This window comes from Amycolatopsis sp. NPDC001319 (genome assembly GCF_042896185.1).
In the GTDB taxonomy this organism is placed as follows: Bacteria; Actinomycetota; Actinomycetes; order Mycobacteriales; family Pseudonocardiaceae; genus Amycolatopsis.
Genome location: NZ_JBIAWY010000019.1, coordinates 43,017 through 57,633 on the forward strand (window position 1 = coordinate 43,017; position 14,617 = coordinate 57,633).

General features: G+C 68.8%; 18 protein-coding genes. 5 read left to right on the plus strand and 13 right to left on the minus strand.

The genetic code is table 11. From position 1 onward, the window contains the following. Nucleotides 1-20 precede the first annotated feature (20 nt). Together ACFY1H_RS44535 and ACFY1H_RS44540 are read left to right on the plus strand one after the other, a co-directional pair. A complete protein-coding gene (locus ACFY1H_RS44535) occupies nucleotides 21-308 on the plus strand; it encodes a hypothetical protein (RefSeq protein ID WP_386956122.1) in 288 nt (95 codons plus the stop codon). Nucleotides 309-381: 73 nt separating this feature from the next. Beyond that, nucleotides 382-585 carry a hypothetical protein gene (locus ACFY1H_RS44540; protein ID WP_386956123.1) on the plus strand — a complete coding sequence of 68 codons (204 nt, stop codon included), beginning with the start codon at nucleotides 382-384 and terminating at the stop codon, nucleotides 583-585. A 62-nt stretch (nucleotides 586-647) separates the two neighbouring features. Here the strand turns inward: ACFY1H_RS44540 and ACFY1H_RS44545 are convergent, their stop codons facing one another. Both ACFY1H_RS44545 and ACFY1H_RS44550 read right to left on the minus strand, forming a co-directional pair. Then, nucleotides 648-1,868, minus strand: a complete 1,221-nt coding sequence (locus ACFY1H_RS44545; RefSeq protein ID WP_386956125.1) for a helix-turn-helix domain-containing protein — start codon at nucleotides 1,866-1,868, stop codon at nucleotides 648-650. A 28-nt stretch (nucleotides 1,869-1,896) separates the two neighbouring features. Continuing rightward, on the minus strand, nucleotides 1,897-2,388 hold the full coding sequence (locus ACFY1H_RS44550; RefSeq protein ID WP_386956126.1) for an NUDIX domain-containing protein: 492 nt from the start codon (nucleotides 2,386-2,388) through the stop codon (nucleotides 1,897-1,899). Between the two features lie 131 nt (nucleotides 2,389-2,519). On the opposite strand from ACFY1H_RS44550, the gene ACFY1H_RS44555 reads away from it, so the two are divergent. After that, nucleotides 2,520-2,807: a hypothetical protein gene (locus tag ACFY1H_RS44555; protein ID WP_386956127.1), complete on the plus strand. Its 288-nt coding sequence runs from the start codon at nucleotides 2,520-2,522 to the stop codon at nucleotides 2,805-2,807. A 566-nt stretch (nucleotides 2,808-3,373) separates the two neighbouring features. After that, nucleotides 3,374-3,616, plus strand: coding sequence for a helix-turn-helix transcriptional regulator (locus ACFY1H_RS44560; protein ID WP_386956128.1), 243 nt, complete (start codon nucleotides 3,374-3,376; stop codon nucleotides 3,614-3,616). A gap of 65 nt (nucleotides 3,617-3,681) precedes the next feature. Here the strand turns inward: ACFY1H_RS44560 and ACFY1H_RS44565 are convergent, their stop codons facing one another. Then, nucleotides 3,682-3,951: a hypothetical protein gene (locus tag ACFY1H_RS44565; protein ID WP_386956129.1), complete on the minus strand. Its 270-nt coding sequence runs from the start codon at nucleotides 3,949-3,951 to the stop codon at nucleotides 3,682-3,684. A gap of 235 nt (nucleotides 3,952-4,186) precedes the next feature. On the opposite strand from ACFY1H_RS44565, the gene ACFY1H_RS44570 reads away from it, so the two are divergent. Beyond that, complete coding sequence (locus ACFY1H_RS44570; protein ID WP_386956130.1) at nucleotides 4,187-4,870, plus strand: hypothetical protein; 684 nt, start codon at nucleotides 4,187-4,189, stop codon at nucleotides 4,868-4,870. Nucleotides 4,871-4,918: 48 nt separating this feature from the next. On the opposite strand, the gene ACFY1H_RS44575 is transcribed toward ACFY1H_RS44570, so the two are convergent. The 10 genes from ACFY1H_RS44575 to ACFY1H_RS44620 all read right to left on the minus strand — a co-directional run bounded on the left by ACFY1H_RS44575 (nucleotide 4,919) and on the right by ACFY1H_RS44620 (nucleotide 14,612). Next, complete coding sequence (locus ACFY1H_RS44575) at nucleotides 4,919-5,170, minus strand: hypothetical protein (protein WP_386956131.1); 252 nt, start codon at nucleotides 5,168-5,170, stop codon at nucleotides 4,919-4,921. After that, entirely contained in the window at nucleotides 5,157-6,104 is a 948-nt protein-coding gene (locus tag ACFY1H_RS44580; RefSeq protein ID WP_386956133.1) for a glycoside hydrolase domain-containing protein, read from the minus strand. The genes ACFY1H_RS44575 and ACFY1H_RS44580 overlap by 14 nt, the downstream gene beginning before the upstream one ends. A gap of 3 nt (nucleotides 6,105-6,107) precedes the next feature. Beyond that, nucleotides 6,108-6,779, minus strand: a complete 672-nt coding sequence (locus tag ACFY1H_RS44585) for a hypothetical protein (protein ID WP_386956134.1) — start codon at nucleotides 6,777-6,779, stop codon at nucleotides 6,108-6,110. Next, on the minus strand, nucleotides 6,769-7,005 hold the full coding sequence (locus ACFY1H_RS44590; protein ID WP_386956135.1) for a hypothetical protein: 237 nt from the start codon (nucleotides 7,003-7,005) through the stop codon (nucleotides 6,769-6,771). The genes ACFY1H_RS44585 and ACFY1H_RS44590 overlap by 11 nt, the downstream gene beginning before the upstream one ends. A gap of 28 nt (nucleotides 7,006-7,033) precedes the next feature. Next, complete coding sequence (locus ACFY1H_RS44595) at nucleotides 7,034-7,510, minus strand: hypothetical protein (protein ID WP_386956136.1); 477 nt, start codon at nucleotides 7,508-7,510, stop codon at nucleotides 7,034-7,036. 8 nt (nucleotides 7,511-7,518) lie between these two features. Next, nucleotides 7,519-10,275, minus strand: coding sequence for a hypothetical protein (locus tag ACFY1H_RS44600; protein ID WP_386956137.1), 2,757 nt, complete (start codon nucleotides 10,273-10,275; stop codon nucleotides 7,519-7,521). Further along, complete coding sequence (locus ACFY1H_RS44605) at nucleotides 10,275-13,283, minus strand: hypothetical protein (RefSeq protein WP_386956138.1); 3,009 nt, start codon at nucleotides 13,281-13,283, stop codon at nucleotides 10,275-10,277. The genes ACFY1H_RS44600 and ACFY1H_RS44605 overlap by 1 nt, the downstream gene beginning before the upstream one ends. 124 nt (nucleotides 13,284-13,407) lie before the next feature. Then, complete coding sequence (locus tag ACFY1H_RS44610) at nucleotides 13,408-13,785, minus strand: hypothetical protein (protein ID WP_386956140.1); 378 nt, start codon at nucleotides 13,783-13,785, stop codon at nucleotides 13,408-13,410. 14 nt (nucleotides 13,786-13,799) lie between these two features. Next, complete coding sequence (locus ACFY1H_RS44615; RefSeq protein ID WP_386956141.1) at nucleotides 13,800-14,207, minus strand: hypothetical protein; 408 nt, start codon at nucleotides 14,205-14,207, stop codon at nucleotides 13,800-13,802. Nucleotides 14,208-14,216: 9 nt separating this feature from the next. Next, nucleotides 14,217-14,612: a hypothetical protein gene (locus tag ACFY1H_RS44620; RefSeq protein ID WP_386956142.1), complete on the minus strand. Its 396-nt coding sequence runs from the start codon at nucleotides 14,610-14,612 to the stop codon at nucleotides 14,217-14,219. Between the last annotated feature and the right edge of the window lie 5 nt (nucleotides 14,613-14,617).

The window sequence follows — 14,617 nt, forward strand, 5'->3', positions numbered from 1 at the left end:
GCTCCCACTGGGGAGCACGCATGAGCACCTACACCGACTTCCACAAGATCGCCGTCGAGCACGGCCCGAACATCGCCGGCGCCCGCGTCCTCGAAGCCGGCACCGCCGTCGAGGACACCGTCGTGTGGTGGCGCCGGTACGAGGACGAGCACCGCCCGCACGTCTACTCGAGCTACTGCTGGTGCGACCCCGAGTGGAACGCCGAGACCGCATGCATGAAGCACCGCGGCCCGGAGCCGATTCAGTTCGCCGCCTACGCCAACGACCTTGTCGACCCCGAGGGCATCCCGGCCGAGGACCATCGGTGAGCCTGCTCGGTCGGTAACGCCGATGGTGATCAACGCGACGCTCCTGGGCAGACCTCACGGAAGGCCCAGACCAGTGGACGCCACAACGAAACGCCTGACGCTCATCCTTGCCACGATCTTGATCGTCGGCGTGGCGATCGTCGTCACCATCATCTCCGTCAACAACAGCAACCGCGCCGAGGACAAGGCGCGGCAGGAGCAACAGCAGCACCAGGAGCAGGTGAACTCGATCTACGAGCAGTGCACGAACGGCGGCACCACCGGTTGGCAGTGCTGAGCCGGCAGCAGTGAAGCGCCGGCGGCACCACCGTTCACTCGGGGTCGAGCTTCAGCTGAGCTTTACGCCTCGGCAACGACCCCGTAGTGCGTGGCAAGGCTGGCGAACTTGGGGCCGCGGCGACGGGTGGCTCGCTGAACGAGCTGCCGCATCGTCCGCTTGCCGAGGGGCTGGTACCGGACCCAGTCGGGCGCAAGGTCGCGTGCCTCGCCGAGCCATCCGAGTGCGGCCTGGTCTCGTCGGAGCTCGGCCGCCGCAGCAGCCAGGAACAGCCGATGCCCGGCCTCCCAGAACGCCGGCACGTCGCTGCCGTCTACCTCAGGCACGGTGCCCGCGAGCACGAGCGCGCGTTCCGGGTCACCGGCGCGGACCGTGAAGTCGACGCGTTGCAGCGCGGCGACGCGGGGGCCGAAGATCGCGGCTTCGGTTGCGGTGTCCCCTCGCGATCGGACCGCGGCCGCGTGTGCCGCCGCGAGGAGGTCGTCGGCGCGGCCGGTGCTGCCGTTGTTGAGCGCTGCAGTCGCGGCGTTGAAGAGCAGGTTCCCGAACACGCCGGCACGGGTGGGGTCGCGGTCGAGCATGCGGGGTTCGATCGCCGCGGCGGCCTCTGTGGCGACGCGCTCGGCGTCTTCGGAGAGTCCCTGGCGGACGAGGGTCCAGGCGAGGTAGCGCAGCGAGATCGCCCGCTCAACATCTGGGGCGTCAGATTCGCCGGCGACCTGGACTGCGCGTACGGCCGCGGTGTAGGCGAGGTCGTCGAGGCCGATCCGGCCGGCGACGCCTGCTCCGAGCCGGTAGGCGGTGGACAGCACGCGGTACCCGCCGGCGCGTTCCTCGTCGCGGGCGTCGCGGACGACGCGGCGTGCGTCGGCGAGCACGAGCGGGAGCGCGTGGAGTAGTTCGGTGTGGCGGCCGTCGACGTACGCGCGCCACGCCTGGTGTGCGCTGTCCGTGAGCTCCGGCAGCGTCAGCAGGTCACGGGTATCGGCGAGGTCGTCGAGGCCAGGGATTTGCGCGTCGTGGTTGATGGCGCGCCGGAGCGGAACCACGTCAACGTCGAGCGAGTGGGGCGCGGACGCCTGGCCGAGCAGCGCGTCCACGCTCACGCCGAGCGCGCGGGCGAGCTTCCGCAACGTGTCCGGGCGGCTCTGGGTGCGCTTGCCCTGCTCGATGCGCGCGACCGTGTCGGAGCCGACGCCGGCCGCTTCGGCGAGCTGCTCTTGTGAGAGGTCGCGCGCGACGCGCAGCCGTGCGAGGTTGTCGGCGATGGGTGCGCCAGCCATGGTGTCCTCCCCCGGGAACCGACCGTCGCTAGTCCGTGATCGGCGAACCATTCTCGCAGAACACGAAGCCTCCGCCAGCCTGCGCAACGGTGAGCGCTGCCCGAATCCGCCGCGCGAGTACCGGTTTCACCCTGTCGGCCGCTTCGTCGATCGGCAGCAGGTGCACGGAGAGGATCTCCGGATCGGTGAGCTTCAGCTCGGCGGCCTCGTCCTCGGTGATGAGCCCGCCGTCGAAGATGAACGCCATCCCCTCCGGCATCCGGTCGTTGGCCGGGATGTAGTCGATGACCAACAGCGGGCCGAGCGGCCGGTCGATCCCCACCTCCTCGGCGCGTTCGCGGCGCGCAGTCCGCCACGGCGGTTCGCCTTCCTCGCACGCGCCACCCGGGATGTCCCAATGCTCCTTGTACGACGGCTCGACGAGCAGCACCCGATCGGCGTCGTCGCGGATCAAAGTCCCCGCGGACATCCGCTTGCGGTTGAGGGAGCGCACGTATTCGTCGAAGGGCAGGAGGTCCACGCCCGGAGGGTACAGGTCCCCCGCCACGGGAGTTGATCTATGCCAAACGCGCCTAGTTCGGACGGCTTCCCACGTCGAAGTGATTGTTACTGGCTGTGTTTTAAGTGATTACTCCCAGAAATACTTGCTGCATGACGGCGCTGATCTACATCGACCCGGCTGCGATCCACCCGGTGATCAATGGCGTGTGGCACCGCACCACCCTGGCAGCCATCCCGGCTCCGGGCGAGGGAATCACGATGTTGTGCGGGGAGACGGCGGCGGCCGAGTTCGAGCCACTCAAGGAGCGCGCCGCGCGCGGTGTGCCGACTCAGTGTCCGTTCTGCGACGTGGCGTATCGCCGCACCCTGGGCTGGGCCATTCCGCCAAACCATCCTGGTCTGCACCGCGGGCCGCGAGCGCTCCCGCGGCGGCCCTGATGGGCGTCTGGATCCAGGACGACGGCACCGAGGTTGTGACCGATCCCGACACCGGCGAAGTGATCGAAGACGACGAGTAGCACCGAGCCGCCCACCTGAATCACCTGATCTCCGGCCGCAGCGCGGTGCCCCGACCCCGCGCGGCGGCCGGTTCCACCCTGCCCATTTTCGACAACACCGAGAGAGGAAGCAGATGGCGAGGGAACGCAATACCGCTGGCACCGGGCCGACCCGGCCGGTATCCGGTAAGGACAATCGGACAACCCGGCCGACGGAAGACAACCGCAGGCCACAGCCCCGGCCGATCCAGCCGGACCCGCCGGACGATAGGCCGAAGAAGTGACCGAGCCATCGAACCGGCCGCGCGACCCTCGCAGCTGCCTCGCCGGGGGCCGGGAGGGGAACTGGGTGTTCGGGCCGTTGGAGAGTGGGCCGCCACGGCAGCCGACCGGGCCGACGCGCCCGGGCGGCGGCTACCGGTCGAGCCGGTTCCGGTGGCGTCCTGACCCGCCGGCGCCGGACGGCGAGGACTGACGGCGCGCGCACGCACCGGTTACCATCTGGTCATGCGGACAGCCCGGGAAATGGACAAGCTGGCGTCGGCGTTCCTCGTCGGCGGCCACGGCGCACGCTTCTCGGCCGCGGATCTACGTGCCGCAGTCGGCGTCCACAACGCACGCCTGTACCCCCTGCTCCAGACGATGCGGCAACGCGGCTGGATCACCGACGAATGGCCCAAGACCGACCCGCTCCGTCCACACTGCTACATGCTCACTGAACGCGGCCGGGAAGAACTCTCGGACGCCTGATCAGCTGACAACGACAAGAGCCCCGCCGCCTGCGTAGCACAGGAGACGGGGCTCTTGTCGTGTGCTCAGCTCTCGACGTCGCGGCGACCGAGGCGAATGCGCCGCTGATCGTCGGTCTCGTACTCGATGTGGCCGGCCACTCGGCCATCCGGCCCTGGGAGCAGCTTGGGCCCCAGCTTCCACGCGGCGTTGCCGCGGTCGTCCATGATGTCCCACGCGTCGAGGTCGTCGTGGGCTTTCAGCCATCGCACGCCGCGGTCGCCTTGAAGCCACCCCCGGACCTCGCCGGTTTCCTTGTGCACGGCGCGGATGGGGCCGCGGTAGTCGCGTGACACGGCGCCTCCTCGTGGTGGGGTGGTGTCCGGCGGGTCAGAACTTCCCCTTCCGCCCGCCGGACATCGCCACGCTAGAACAGGTGTTCGACACACGCAAGCGTGGACCCTCGCCGATCCGCCCCACGCGGTCGGCGTCACCCGCCATGCTGATCGTGCGGGCCCGGCGCCCACCTCCCCCTCGGGTCGTCGGGCCCGCCTTCGAAACACTTCGACCGCCTCCCGCGACTAACTCCGCGTGAACCCGAACATCGTGCAATCCCTCGCCGATAGCCCGAACGCCGCCGACTGGATGTCCGCCTGGGGTGCAATTCTTAGCGCGCTTATCGCAATCGCAGCGCTCGCCGCCGCAATCAAAGCAGTAAAGGCCGCCAACAACACAAATAAGATACAGGCGAGCCAGCTTGCCTCTCTGCAAGAGGATCAACGACGCTCGCACGCCGCTCAATTCGGATCGTGGCTTCATGGTATTTCCGGGAGCAGACCACAGGTGTGGGTTGTCAACTCAGGAAATCAACCCATTCGCCACATAACTGTCAGATTCCTACTCGAAACGAGCCTTGACCGCACCTTTTTCTTCACCAGTGCTTCACCGGGAATAAATGGCTTTAATCTGAAAGGAAGCCAAGCAGCCCAAGAGCTTATGGAACAAGAGCTCCACATAGAGTTCGGGGAACAGCTCACCGAGAAAGACAGACTTGGCGACGAGCAATTTCGACCGGAGGTTCAGCGCCGCATTGTAACCCTGTACGAGACCATGACACTGGACGTCGCTTTTCGCGACGCCTCCGGCAACAAATGGACGCGATACGACGACGGCAGGCTCGAAGAGGGGTACCCGGAGTGGGCCATCTTTCCCGTCAGACTCGGCGGCACCGTAGAGGTCGTCCGCCAAAAGCCGGACTTGAGTAACGCGAAGTAGGACGGGCCTGGCGCTATTTGCCCAGGGAGCTGCCAGGCCCGCCCTTGGTCAGATTGCCTCGTCGTTCGGCTTGGCGCGCACGATGGCGGTCGTGCCGAGCACGGCCGAGCCCACGGTGATGATCAGCGCGGCCGTGTCCCCGTCGATGTGCACGCCGACGGCCGCGAGGATGCCGACGACGGCCGGCACCGTGAGATAGCCCCACAGGCCAGCGAGCGCCTTGCGGTACCGGCCCGGCGCCGTGCGCGCCCATGCGGCGAGCTTCTGGCAGCGCGTGAGCTTCAGCTCAGGGGCGGTCATTGATCCACGCCTTCACCTTGGCGCCGGCCGGGGCCTTCACCCGGGCGACGACGTGCGAGTAGTTCGCGAACGCCTTGTCGGCGCCGGCGAGGTTCCACGGGCCGGGGCGGTCCGCGTCGATCTCGCCGCCGAGTTGGACGTTGACGCCGTGCGTGCCCTTCGCTCCGGGGGTGTCGTCCACCATCGAGATCCCCTGGACCACCACGTCCTGCTTGTACGTGCTGGCGATCCGCAGGTACTGGTGTCCGTTGACCGGGACCACAAGGTCCTGCCACGGCTGGTCGTCACCGGTGCCGGTGCCGATGATCACGTCGCTTGCCACGTCTTCGTCCTCCTCGATGTGTACCGCCGGGGCGGTGTAGTTGTGCTGGCCCCAGTCGGCAGCCAGCACGTCGGATTCGTCGCACTCGACGCCGCCCACCACGACGGTGCCGATCTTCTGGTAGAGCGCGGCCTTGCTGGACTTCTTGCCCTTAGACCACGCGGCGGTCTGCCAGCCGTAGCGAGCGTGCGGGCCGACGGCCTGCTCGATCACGTCGTACTCGCCGTAGACGCCGACCTGGGCGGCGCCGAGCACCGACGCCGCGCCGTCGAGGTAGGCCATGACGGCGGCGAACTGCGCCGAGCTCACCTGGTCCGAGTCGACCGCGAAGTAGATCGGACGGGCCCGCGGGAACCCGCAGCCATCGGCGTCCGCCCGTGCGGTCTGCGCGGCCAGCACGCCGGCGGAGCGTCCGCCCGCGGCGTCTCCGCCGTGGTTCTCGTAGACGAGCGCGACGCCGCGGCCGTGCGCGGCCATGTCCTGGTACTCGGCCCGGGTGAGGTTTTTCGGGCGGCCGGGCGTGCCGATGTAGCGCACGACGCCGGCGTGCCCCTCGTCGGCGACGGCTGCGCCGCTCGGGTGGCCGCTGGAGTAGTCGAGAACGGTTGCCATCGGTCAACCTCCGGTCGGTGGTTCGGACTGGCTCGGCGGCACGCTGCTGGCGGGGTCCACGCACGCCTTGCCCTGGTAGGTGGTCTGGTCCGGTGCGGTGATGACGGCGTCGCGCAGCTCGTAGCCGTCGGGGCACGTCGGGCCAGGCGTTCCCGCGCTGCCGTTCGTGCCCGGCGGACCGGCGCATTCGTTGTGCGCGGCGCAGTACGCCGCGACCGCGCCCGCGATGTCTGGTGTCGGTGCGTCCTTGCCGGGGGCGCCGTCCTTCGGCAGCGGGATGCGCGCGAGCACGGCGTTGGTGAGCGCGTCGAAGTCAGGCGCCACGCCGTTGGCGCCACGGCACTGGTTGCGGGTCGCGCAGTACTCGTCGACCGCGGTGCGCGCTGAGCGGCGCAAGGCGGCGGGGTCGGGTTGCGCCGCGGTGTCGACGTTGGCGGCGACGTTGGGCTGCTCTTTCACCTCGTTCGCCTTGGCGCACGCCGGGCCGAGCTCGGCGGCCGCCGGGCCGCCCTTGGCGCAGGCCTCGGCGACCTGATCGGCGAGGCTCTTCGCCTGCGACTGCACGGCGGCGGCGTCCTGGCGCACAGCGAGCGGCGCCAGGGTGGCCCACGCCGCGCCGCCGAGCGCGACGAGTAGCGCAATGATCGCGATGACGGAAGTCCGGCTAGGACGCATCTACCTCACCAGCCTTTCGCTTGGCGCGGGCCGCCGCGTCCTCCGCGCGCCATCGCCTTTTGCGTTCGCCGTCGATCTGCTCGGCCAGCGCGTCGGCACGCTTCTCGGCACGGTTCGCGCGGCCCTCGGCGCGCAGCCAGAGCCGCACCAGGACGATGACGACGACGAGCAGGGCGGCCGATGGGCCGGCTGACGCGAGGAGTTGGCCGATGTCCAAAGCACCCACCGTCACCCCTTTCGTACTTTGTGGACGGTCACAGCGGACCCTCTCGGACGATCGTCACGCCCGTGACGAGGTCACTTGCCGTCTCGTGCGTAACGCTGCTCGCGACGCCGGCATAGGCGTAGCAGCGAATCTGACCGTTCGGCGGGACCCGCTTGGTGATCGCGACCGAGGTGTTGAGACCAGTCGCGGACGACCCGACAGAACTCTTCGTCCACGTGTCGGTGGTGCCGGTACCCACGACGAAGCAGTAGCGGTCAGCCGTTGCCGCGGTGAACCGGCAGGAGAGGCTCACGGTGTAGAGCCCGCCGGCCGGGCCGACGGTGAATACCCCGGCGCTGTGCGTGATGCCCTTGATCACCGCGCCGGTGAACGGCACCCAGTTGTTGATCAGGCTCGGGGCGCCGATGAGCAGGTTCGCGGCGATGGTCCACTCGCCCTGCTCGCTGCCGACGGTGATGTCGTTGAGCATGGCGGCGGTAAGGCGTTGCCCGGCGGTGAAAGCCATGGATCCTCCTATCGGCCCACGCGGGCGGGGCGGGTGAGTGCGAGTGGTTCGCCGGCGGCGTGGGCCTTCACGACCCCGTTGACCGCGCGAGTGACGGTGAAGGTCTGCGGGCTGCTGCTGCCGGTCACCGCAGTGACGAGGAGGTCCTCGCCGCCGACGGTGACCGGGATCGGCATCTCGGCAGGGTCCGTGGTCCAGAGCACGCCGTCGCCGACGTCGACCTGCAGGCTCGTTGCCGCGCTCGTGATGGCGGAGCTGAGCGCGGTGGCGTCGGAGTCGAGGCGGCCGAGGTCCGTGTTATCGAGCTGCGTGACGTCGTAGGGCGACTGGGGTGCACAGTTCGCCGTGATCGTGTGCTCGAACCCGTTCATCGTCTCCGTGTAGCCGCGCACGATCTGGCGGATCTGGTGCTGGTCGAGGATGTTCTTCGGGTTGTCGATCGTGATGAGGCTGTCCTGGTCGACGGCGAGCGCGGCGAGGTCGAGCGCGCGGGACTTCTTCGCCAGGTGCGCGAGGTCGAGCTGAAGGTTGGGGAACCGCGGCTCGTCGACCGTGCCCAAGGTCACCAGCCACGAGGCGGCGTCGGCGACCTGGTTGTCGTACGCGAGGTTGAGCGTCGTCTCGGTGTCGTAGCGGCCGGCGCCGCCGCCACTGATCGACGGCTCGGTCACGGCGAGCGGGCCGTCGGTGCGGATCGCCTGCGCCGAGGAGCCGGAGAGCCGGGTGACGGTGACGTCGTTGCGGATGTTCTGGTCGTCCTCGACGGCGACAAACGCGGGCGCGAGTTGCCCGTCTGCGTAGTCGAGCTCGAGCGCAGGGATCGGGTTGTAGAACGTCGCGCGAGTGCGGTAGCAGAGACCGGTGTGGCTGCGGGATTCCCGTAGGGAGCCGCCGTCGGCGGTCCCGGCTTCGGCCATGAGGTCGAGCAGGTTGATTGGCCGCTGGACGCCGAGCGCCGCCGAGGGAATGGGGGCGGTGCCGCCGATGCCTTCGACGGCGATCGGCACACCGTTTTCCTGGCCCAGGCGCAGCAGTCGCGCGCTGCAGGTCTCGCCGCGATAGGCGGCGAGCTCGTCGGCGTTGGTGTAGATGCTGATGATGTCGGTGCGGACGGCGACGTGCCCGACCGAGATCATGCCGATCTGGCGGTAGGAGTTGACGAGCACCGCAGTCGGGGCGCCGATCTGCAGGCCCGTGATCGTGAACGGGAACACGGTTCCCCCGGAGTCGCCCGGCGTGAGCTGCGCGACCCTCACACTGACGTCGCCGCCGGTGTTCGTGTACTCGACCGAGATCTGCCTGTGCGTGCCGTCCAGAGCGGTCAGCAGGGTCGGCGACTGCGCGATCTGGTTACGGCCGCGGTCGTACCACACGAGCTTGAGGCTCCCGCCGGTCACGTAGACGAGGTCCAGGAACGCCGCGGTGCCGTTCGTCTGCAGCTGCAAGATGGTGCCTTGGTCCGTGGCGCCGGTACTCGGAACGGTGAGCAGGAAGATCACCTGCACGTTGCCGGTCGAGGCGGGTACCGGGCTGACGGATCCGGTCCAGCGCGCCAGGTTCGGCGACGCGACCGGGAGCGACCCGGGGAAGCTGGAGTCGGTGGCGAACATCGACGCGCCATCGCTGAGCACCATGGGCAGGCCTGTCGAGAGACCAGACGCGATTTGCGTCGAGTCGCTGCCGTCCTCGACGGGCCAGTACGCGACGTTCGGCGGGTCGATCGTCTGGTTCGCGCGCAGGTAGGTCGACTTCAGCGGCTTCTGTCCCTGGCCGAGCCGGCGCAAGATCCCGGACGCGACGATCTGGGTGTAGACGTCCTGCCCCGAGGTATCCCACGACGCCGGCCAGTCGGACACCTCGCCGGCGAACCGGTTGCTGCGCACCTCGAAGTTGCTGTAGGAGAACGTGACCGGGAGGTTTGTGTTTCCCAGCGCGACCCCGGACCGGACACCCACCCACCCGATGCCATTGTTCGTGCGCACGAACGGCAGGTCGGTGAACTCCACGGTCCAGGCATAGGGCTCCAGCGCACTCGCCGGCCAGACCTTCGCGCGGACGTTCGAGCCGTCGCGCTGGAACCGGACGTTCAGAGCTTGCCCGGTGTAGGCGAACCCGGTGTCGACGGGCCCGGCTAGCGCCCCGGTCGAGTCGTTGACTGAAACGGTGATCGCCTGCGTGGCGCTGATCGCGACGCGCGCGAGTAGGTAGTCGTTGACGGACAAACCCGAGAGCACGAGGTTGGCGGGCTCGACCGCGCCGCCGGTCACGGTCGCTGCAGAGAGCGAGACCTGACAGGACACGTCGACGTCGCGGTAGCGGTCTGTGGCGAGGTAGCTGATCCGGTAGGTGCTCGTTCCGGTGACCGTGTGTCGGGCCGCGCCGGGCGTCACCGAGAAATCTGTGGGGGCGAGGGTGCCGATTCCGGTAGTCGACCAGGTGCCTCCCACGTCCGCCGTGCCCCACCCGGTCGCGAGCGTGCGGTTGAACGCGTCTTTCGCTACGCGGATCGCGACGCGCAACGGGGTGTTGCGGCTGAACCCGCCGTAGTACGGGCCGAGCGGGTTCCGGCTGGAGTACTTACCCGACCGGTTGTTCAGGGTGAACGAGCACGAGGAGGGCGACGAGGTGGTGCTCTGCTCGTTGGAGCGGCCGCGGGTGATCCGGATGCTGTCGCGCCGGTACACATCGGGCGTGATGTCGCGCCACCCGCCGGCGAGGTACGCCTCGACGGCCAGATCACGCGGCGCGTTGGGGAAGGTCGCCATCAGCCCTGCCCGAGAACTTGTTGCACGTCGCCGCCCTGGACGCGCACGAACCGACGGATCATCTCGACGAAGAACTCTTCGAGCCGGCCACCGCCCGACGTGACGTGCAGCGCGAGCGGCTGGACCGGCCGTGCAGAGCTGCTCGCCGCCGTCGCTCCGGAGTGGCCTGGCGCTGGGGCGGCACCGACGCGCGTGACCGGCTTCCCGGCCGATGCACCGCTGTAGAACGTCGGCGGGATCCAGGAGCTGTCAGCGTGCCGCACGAGGCCGCCGGAGGCGAACCCGTCGGCGCCGTTGTTGATAGCGCGCAGCAGCGGCAAGTGCTTCTGCGTCTGGCGGGCGTTGACGACGTACTCACCGTTCGACACGCGGGCGAGGATGCTGTCGGAGGTGCCGCTGCCGGGGCCGTCGAGCAGTCCGCCCGGGCCGACGTCGGTGATGGAGGCGTAGGCCTGGCCGCCCTTGGCGAAGCGCCGCACGCCGCCGAGAGTGACGTGGCCACCGGTAGCGATGGCGGCGTGCGCGCGGCCGGCACCCTGGTTGCCGAAGCGAGTGGTCGACGTGCCGCCGTTGATGGTCTTCACGGTGATGTAGGCGACGCGGTTGTTGATGTCGCGGACGATGCCGTTGACGGCGTCGCGCGCGGCCTGGGTATCGGCCTTGATGAGGATCGTCTTGCCGTTCGGGAGCCGGTAGACGGCCTGGCCGGTGTTGTTGATGCCGACGGTCAGGCCGGCCGCGCGGGCGGTGGCTACGTCGAACTTCGAGATGGTGTCCTGCACGGACGCGGGCAGTCGTCCGGACATGCTGTTGGCGAGGTTGACGGTCTCGCGGTTCTGCGCGGCGAAGGCCTCGGCCGTGCGCTGGGCGTCGGACTTCGCGGTGCTGTTCGCGTAGGCCGCCGAGTACGCGGCCTGTTCCTGCGCCTGGAACGCCTGCTCGACGCGCAGCAGCGCGCCCGCTTTCTGGTCCTCGGTGGCCTTGCCGTCCGTCGACGTCTTCGCGTAGTCGGTCAGGGCCTGCCGCGTGTTGAGCACGGCGCCGCGGTAGCCGAGCTGCGCGTTCTGCTGGGTGTAGATCTCCTGCGTGGCCGCGGCGGTGGCGTCGCGGTTCTCGATCTGCGCCGCCGTCAGCTGCGTCAGCGCCGACTCGGAATCGAGGTACTGCTGGTGCGCCTGCTTGTAGGCGTTGATCTGCTCGCCGACCGCGCCAGTCCCGTTGAGCAGCTGCTCGATCGACGACTGCTGCGCGTCGCTGAACATCTCGATCGACTCGCCGGAGCTGTCGAACGTCTTGCCGGCGGCGAGGACGTCGTCCTTCAGCTGGTCGTAGTTCTTCCCGGTCTCGAGCGACTGGTGGCCGATGTCGATCAGGGCCTGTTTCTGGTCCTCGTTCACGCCCGCCTGGTCGGCGATGGTCGCGAGGGTCGCGCCCGCGGCAAAGCGGAGCTTGTCGTAGGCCTGGCTGTTGCCCTGGATCGCGAGCTTCGCGGTGGCGAGGTTCTGGCCGAACGACGCGAGGTTCGCGGAGGCGTTCTTGTCGGCCAGAGCCTGCGAGTTCACCTGGTTCGTGTGGTCGCCGAGGACGCCGCTGTCCTGGCGGAGCGCGTCGGTCAGCTGCCGGACGTTCTCCTTGTGCGCCGCGGCGTACTCGGCGGCCTTCTCCTGCGCCTGCCCGAACGCGGACAGCAGGAACGAGCCCGCAGTGAGGACCAGGCCGAGCGGGTTGAGCCCGTTCGAGACGAGCGAGTTCAGGCCGGCCTTGAGCTTGCTGGAGCCGTTCTTGTCGGCGTCGTTCAGGGCGGCCTTGAAGGGGCTGATCTTCTGGTCGCCGTCCTGCACGGTCTTCGCGAGCGCGTTCACGCCGAACCCGGTCTGCGTGAGGCTGGTGCCGAACAGCTTCAGCATGCTGTTCGTGGCGAACAGCGTGCCGCCGACGTTGCCGAGCGGTTGTGCCCACGCGCCGAGCCCCTGCGCGAACGCGTTCACGATGCCGAGGCCGCCGCTGATCACGCTCAGGGCGCCGCTGGAGGCGCCTTGGAGGGCGGGCATGCCGTTGTGGGCCAGCGTGAGGACGGTGTCCTCGGCGGAGTGCAGAGTGGTGGCGAACTTCGGGAGGACGTTGGTGCTGCCGTTCGAGAGCTCGGCGAGCAGCGACCCCGCAAATCCCTCGAGGTCGCGCACGACGCCGCCGGTGGTGGCGATCGATTTGCCGGCGGAGTCCGAGCCCTCCGAGAGGTTGGTGAAAAAGTCGGTGACCCCGGCGCCGGCCTGCCCGGCGAAGTCGTGCACGCCCTTGAGCGGGGCCTGCGCGGACTTCGCCGCGATCACGAGGCCCGGCATGGCGTTCTCGGCGAGGTCGGTCACCGTGCCGGTGAGGTCCTCGACCGAGCCCGACGAGTAGTCCATCGCGGTCTGGATCTCCGGCTGCAGCCGGTCGAAGCTCGCGACGACGTCGGCGTTGGCCTTGAGGATCGGGTCCCGCAGGCCTTGGGACATCCGGGTCACGCTCGTGAGGACGTGGTCGGAGGTGCTGTCGAACGCGTCGTCGATCTGCTGGTTACCCCTGAGCGCGGCCACGCCGATCCCGACGAACAGCGCCGGTACGGCGGCGAGGGCGAGCGAGGCACCCGCGGCGCCGACGGTCGCGGCGGCCGGGAGCCCGACCGAGAAGGCGGTGAACTTCATCGCCTCGAACTGGGCCTGCGTACGCTTCGCGACTTGTTCGGTGGCCTTCTCGGTCTCCTTCGAGCCTTTTTTGTAGCCCTCGGCCTGCGATTTGCCGGCTTCCTCGCCGGCCTTCTCGAACCCCTCCTTGGCCTTGGTCTCGACGTCCTTGGCGGCCTTCTCCGCCGCGGCGACGCTCTTTTTCGAGAGGGTGCCGGAGAACGAGCCCGAGAACTCGTCGCCCGCCGCGCCGCCGGCCTTCTTCGCCTTGGCCTTGACGGTGGCGAACACCTTGTCGGTGTTGTCGTCGTAGGCCTTGACGTGGATCTCGATCTCGTTCACTGCACCTCCTTTCGGGCCATGGCTTCAAGTTCGAGCATGCGGAGCACGCCGGCGTCCTCGGCCATCAGCTGCGATGGCAGGCACCCGAATCGGGTGCAGAGGCCGAGGACGAACTCCGCGTCGGTCAGCTCGCGAGGCTTTCGGACAGGTCGTCCATCGGCATCGATTCCTCCAGCGAGGTCGCGCCAGCGCTCGACTGCTGCTCTAAAGGGGCCGGGATCGTCTGCCGGAGGTTGGTCCAGGCGCGCTGGATCGCGAGGAACGTGGGGTGATCGAGCCGCTTCACGCCGTCCGGAGTCGTCGGCAGCGGCCCGTCGGTGTCCTCGGCGTTCCACTCGACGAGCAGATCCGCATAGAACGAGACGATGTCGTCGTTCGTGTTCAGCTGGTCGAGGTGCATCCGCTGCCCGACGGTTCCGGCGTGCATGCGCACGACCAGGCCCTCAAGCTCGGGGTCGTCGAACACGAGCTTGAGGGTGGTCTGGTTGACCATGAATCCCATGTAGACAGTTCTCCTTAGGACCAGGTGGGGACGGTGCCGTCGGCGAGCGCGAACGGTGCGTCGAACGTGAGCTCGCCGGAGGTGGCGCGCTTGAGGCTGTAGTCGGTGATCAGGCACTCGTTGTTCAGCGAGACACCGCCGACGGTCATCGAGACCGTGCGCGCGACCGAGGTGGACGGCACGGTCTTGAGGACGTCGTGCGCGCGGCCCGTGGCCGGGTTGAACACGCCGGTGAGGGTGCCGGAGAAGTCGGCGAGCAGCAGCAGCCGCTCCATCGCCGACTTGTCAACACCGGTCACGTCCTGCGTCGCGCGCGGGGTCGCGAAGTCCCAGTTCGTGATGTCGTTGCGGATGTCCCGGACCGTGCCTGCAGCGTCGTCGACGCTGAGCGTGGTCATTCCGAGCCCGGACGATTTGGCCATGGTGTGCTCCTATCCTCGGTTGATCAGCCGCGAGAGGCTGTCCTGGTTGGTGTTCAGGTCGTCGACCCACGGATCGGGTCCGGAGTGGACGCGCCGGAACCCGGCGCCCTCGACCAGGTACAGCTCGGGCCGGTCGAGCGGAACGCGGTGCGTGCGGAAACACCGCTGCCCAGGCCCGTACGTGAACACCGTCCGGGCGGCGCCGTCGACCAGCTCGCTCGACTCGACGTGCCGGCGTGTGCGGTCGCCGCGGATGTAGGCGGCCTGCTGCTGACCGAGCTGGGTGGTCTCGTCGATCACCGTGCGCCAGCCGTTCAGGTAGGCCGAGCACCGGTCTTCCTCGCACGTGCCGACGCGGAAGTGCGTGTCGAGCGGCGAGGCGATGCGGTAGTGCTGGATCTGCATGGCCG

Coding starts and splice junctions, on each gene's coding strand:
- ACFY1H_RS44535 (WP_386956122.1), top strand. CDS start 21: ATGAGCACCTACACCGACTTCCACAAGATCGCCGTCGAGCACGGCCCG.
- ACFY1H_RS44545 (WP_386956125.1), bottom strand. CDS start 1,868: ATGGCTGGCGCACCCATCGCCGACAACCTCGCACGGCTGCGCGTCGCG.
- ACFY1H_RS44555 (WP_386956127.1), top strand. CDS start 2,520: ATGACGGCGCTGATCTACATCGACCCGGCTGCGATCCACCCGGTGATC.
- ACFY1H_RS44560 (WP_386956128.1), top strand. CDS start 3,374: ATGCGGACAGCCCGGGAAATGGACAAGCTGGCGTCGGCGTTCCTCGTC.
- ACFY1H_RS44575 (WP_386956131.1), bottom strand. CDS start 5,170: ATGACCGCCCCTGAGCTGAAGCTCACGCGCTGCCAGAAGCTCGCCGCA.
- ACFY1H_RS44580 (WP_386956133.1), bottom strand. CDS start 6,104: ATGGCAACCGTTCTCGACTACTCCAGCGGCCACCCGAGCGGCGCAGCC.
- ACFY1H_RS44585 (WP_386956134.1), bottom strand. CDS start 6,779: ATGCGTCCTAGCCGGACTTCCGTCATCGCGATCATTGCGCTACTCGTC.
- ACFY1H_RS44595 (WP_386956136.1), bottom strand. CDS start 7,510: ATGGCTTTCACCGCCGGGCAACGCCTTACCGCCGCCATGCTCAACGAC.
- ACFY1H_RS44600 (WP_386956137.1), bottom strand. CDS start 10,275: ATGGCGACCTTCCCCAACGCGCCGCGTGATCTGGCCGTCGAGGCGTAC.
- ACFY1H_RS44610 (WP_386956140.1), bottom strand. CDS start 13,785: ATGGGATTCATGGTCAACCAGACCACCCTCAAGCTCGTGTTCGACGAC.
- ACFY1H_RS44615 (WP_386956141.1), bottom strand. CDS start 14,207: ATGGCCAAATCGTCCGGGCTCGGAATGACCACGCTCAGCGTCGACGAC.
- ACFY1H_RS44620 (WP_386956142.1), bottom strand. CDS start 14,612: ATGCAGATCCAGCACTACCGCATCGCCTCGCCGCTCGACACGCACTTC.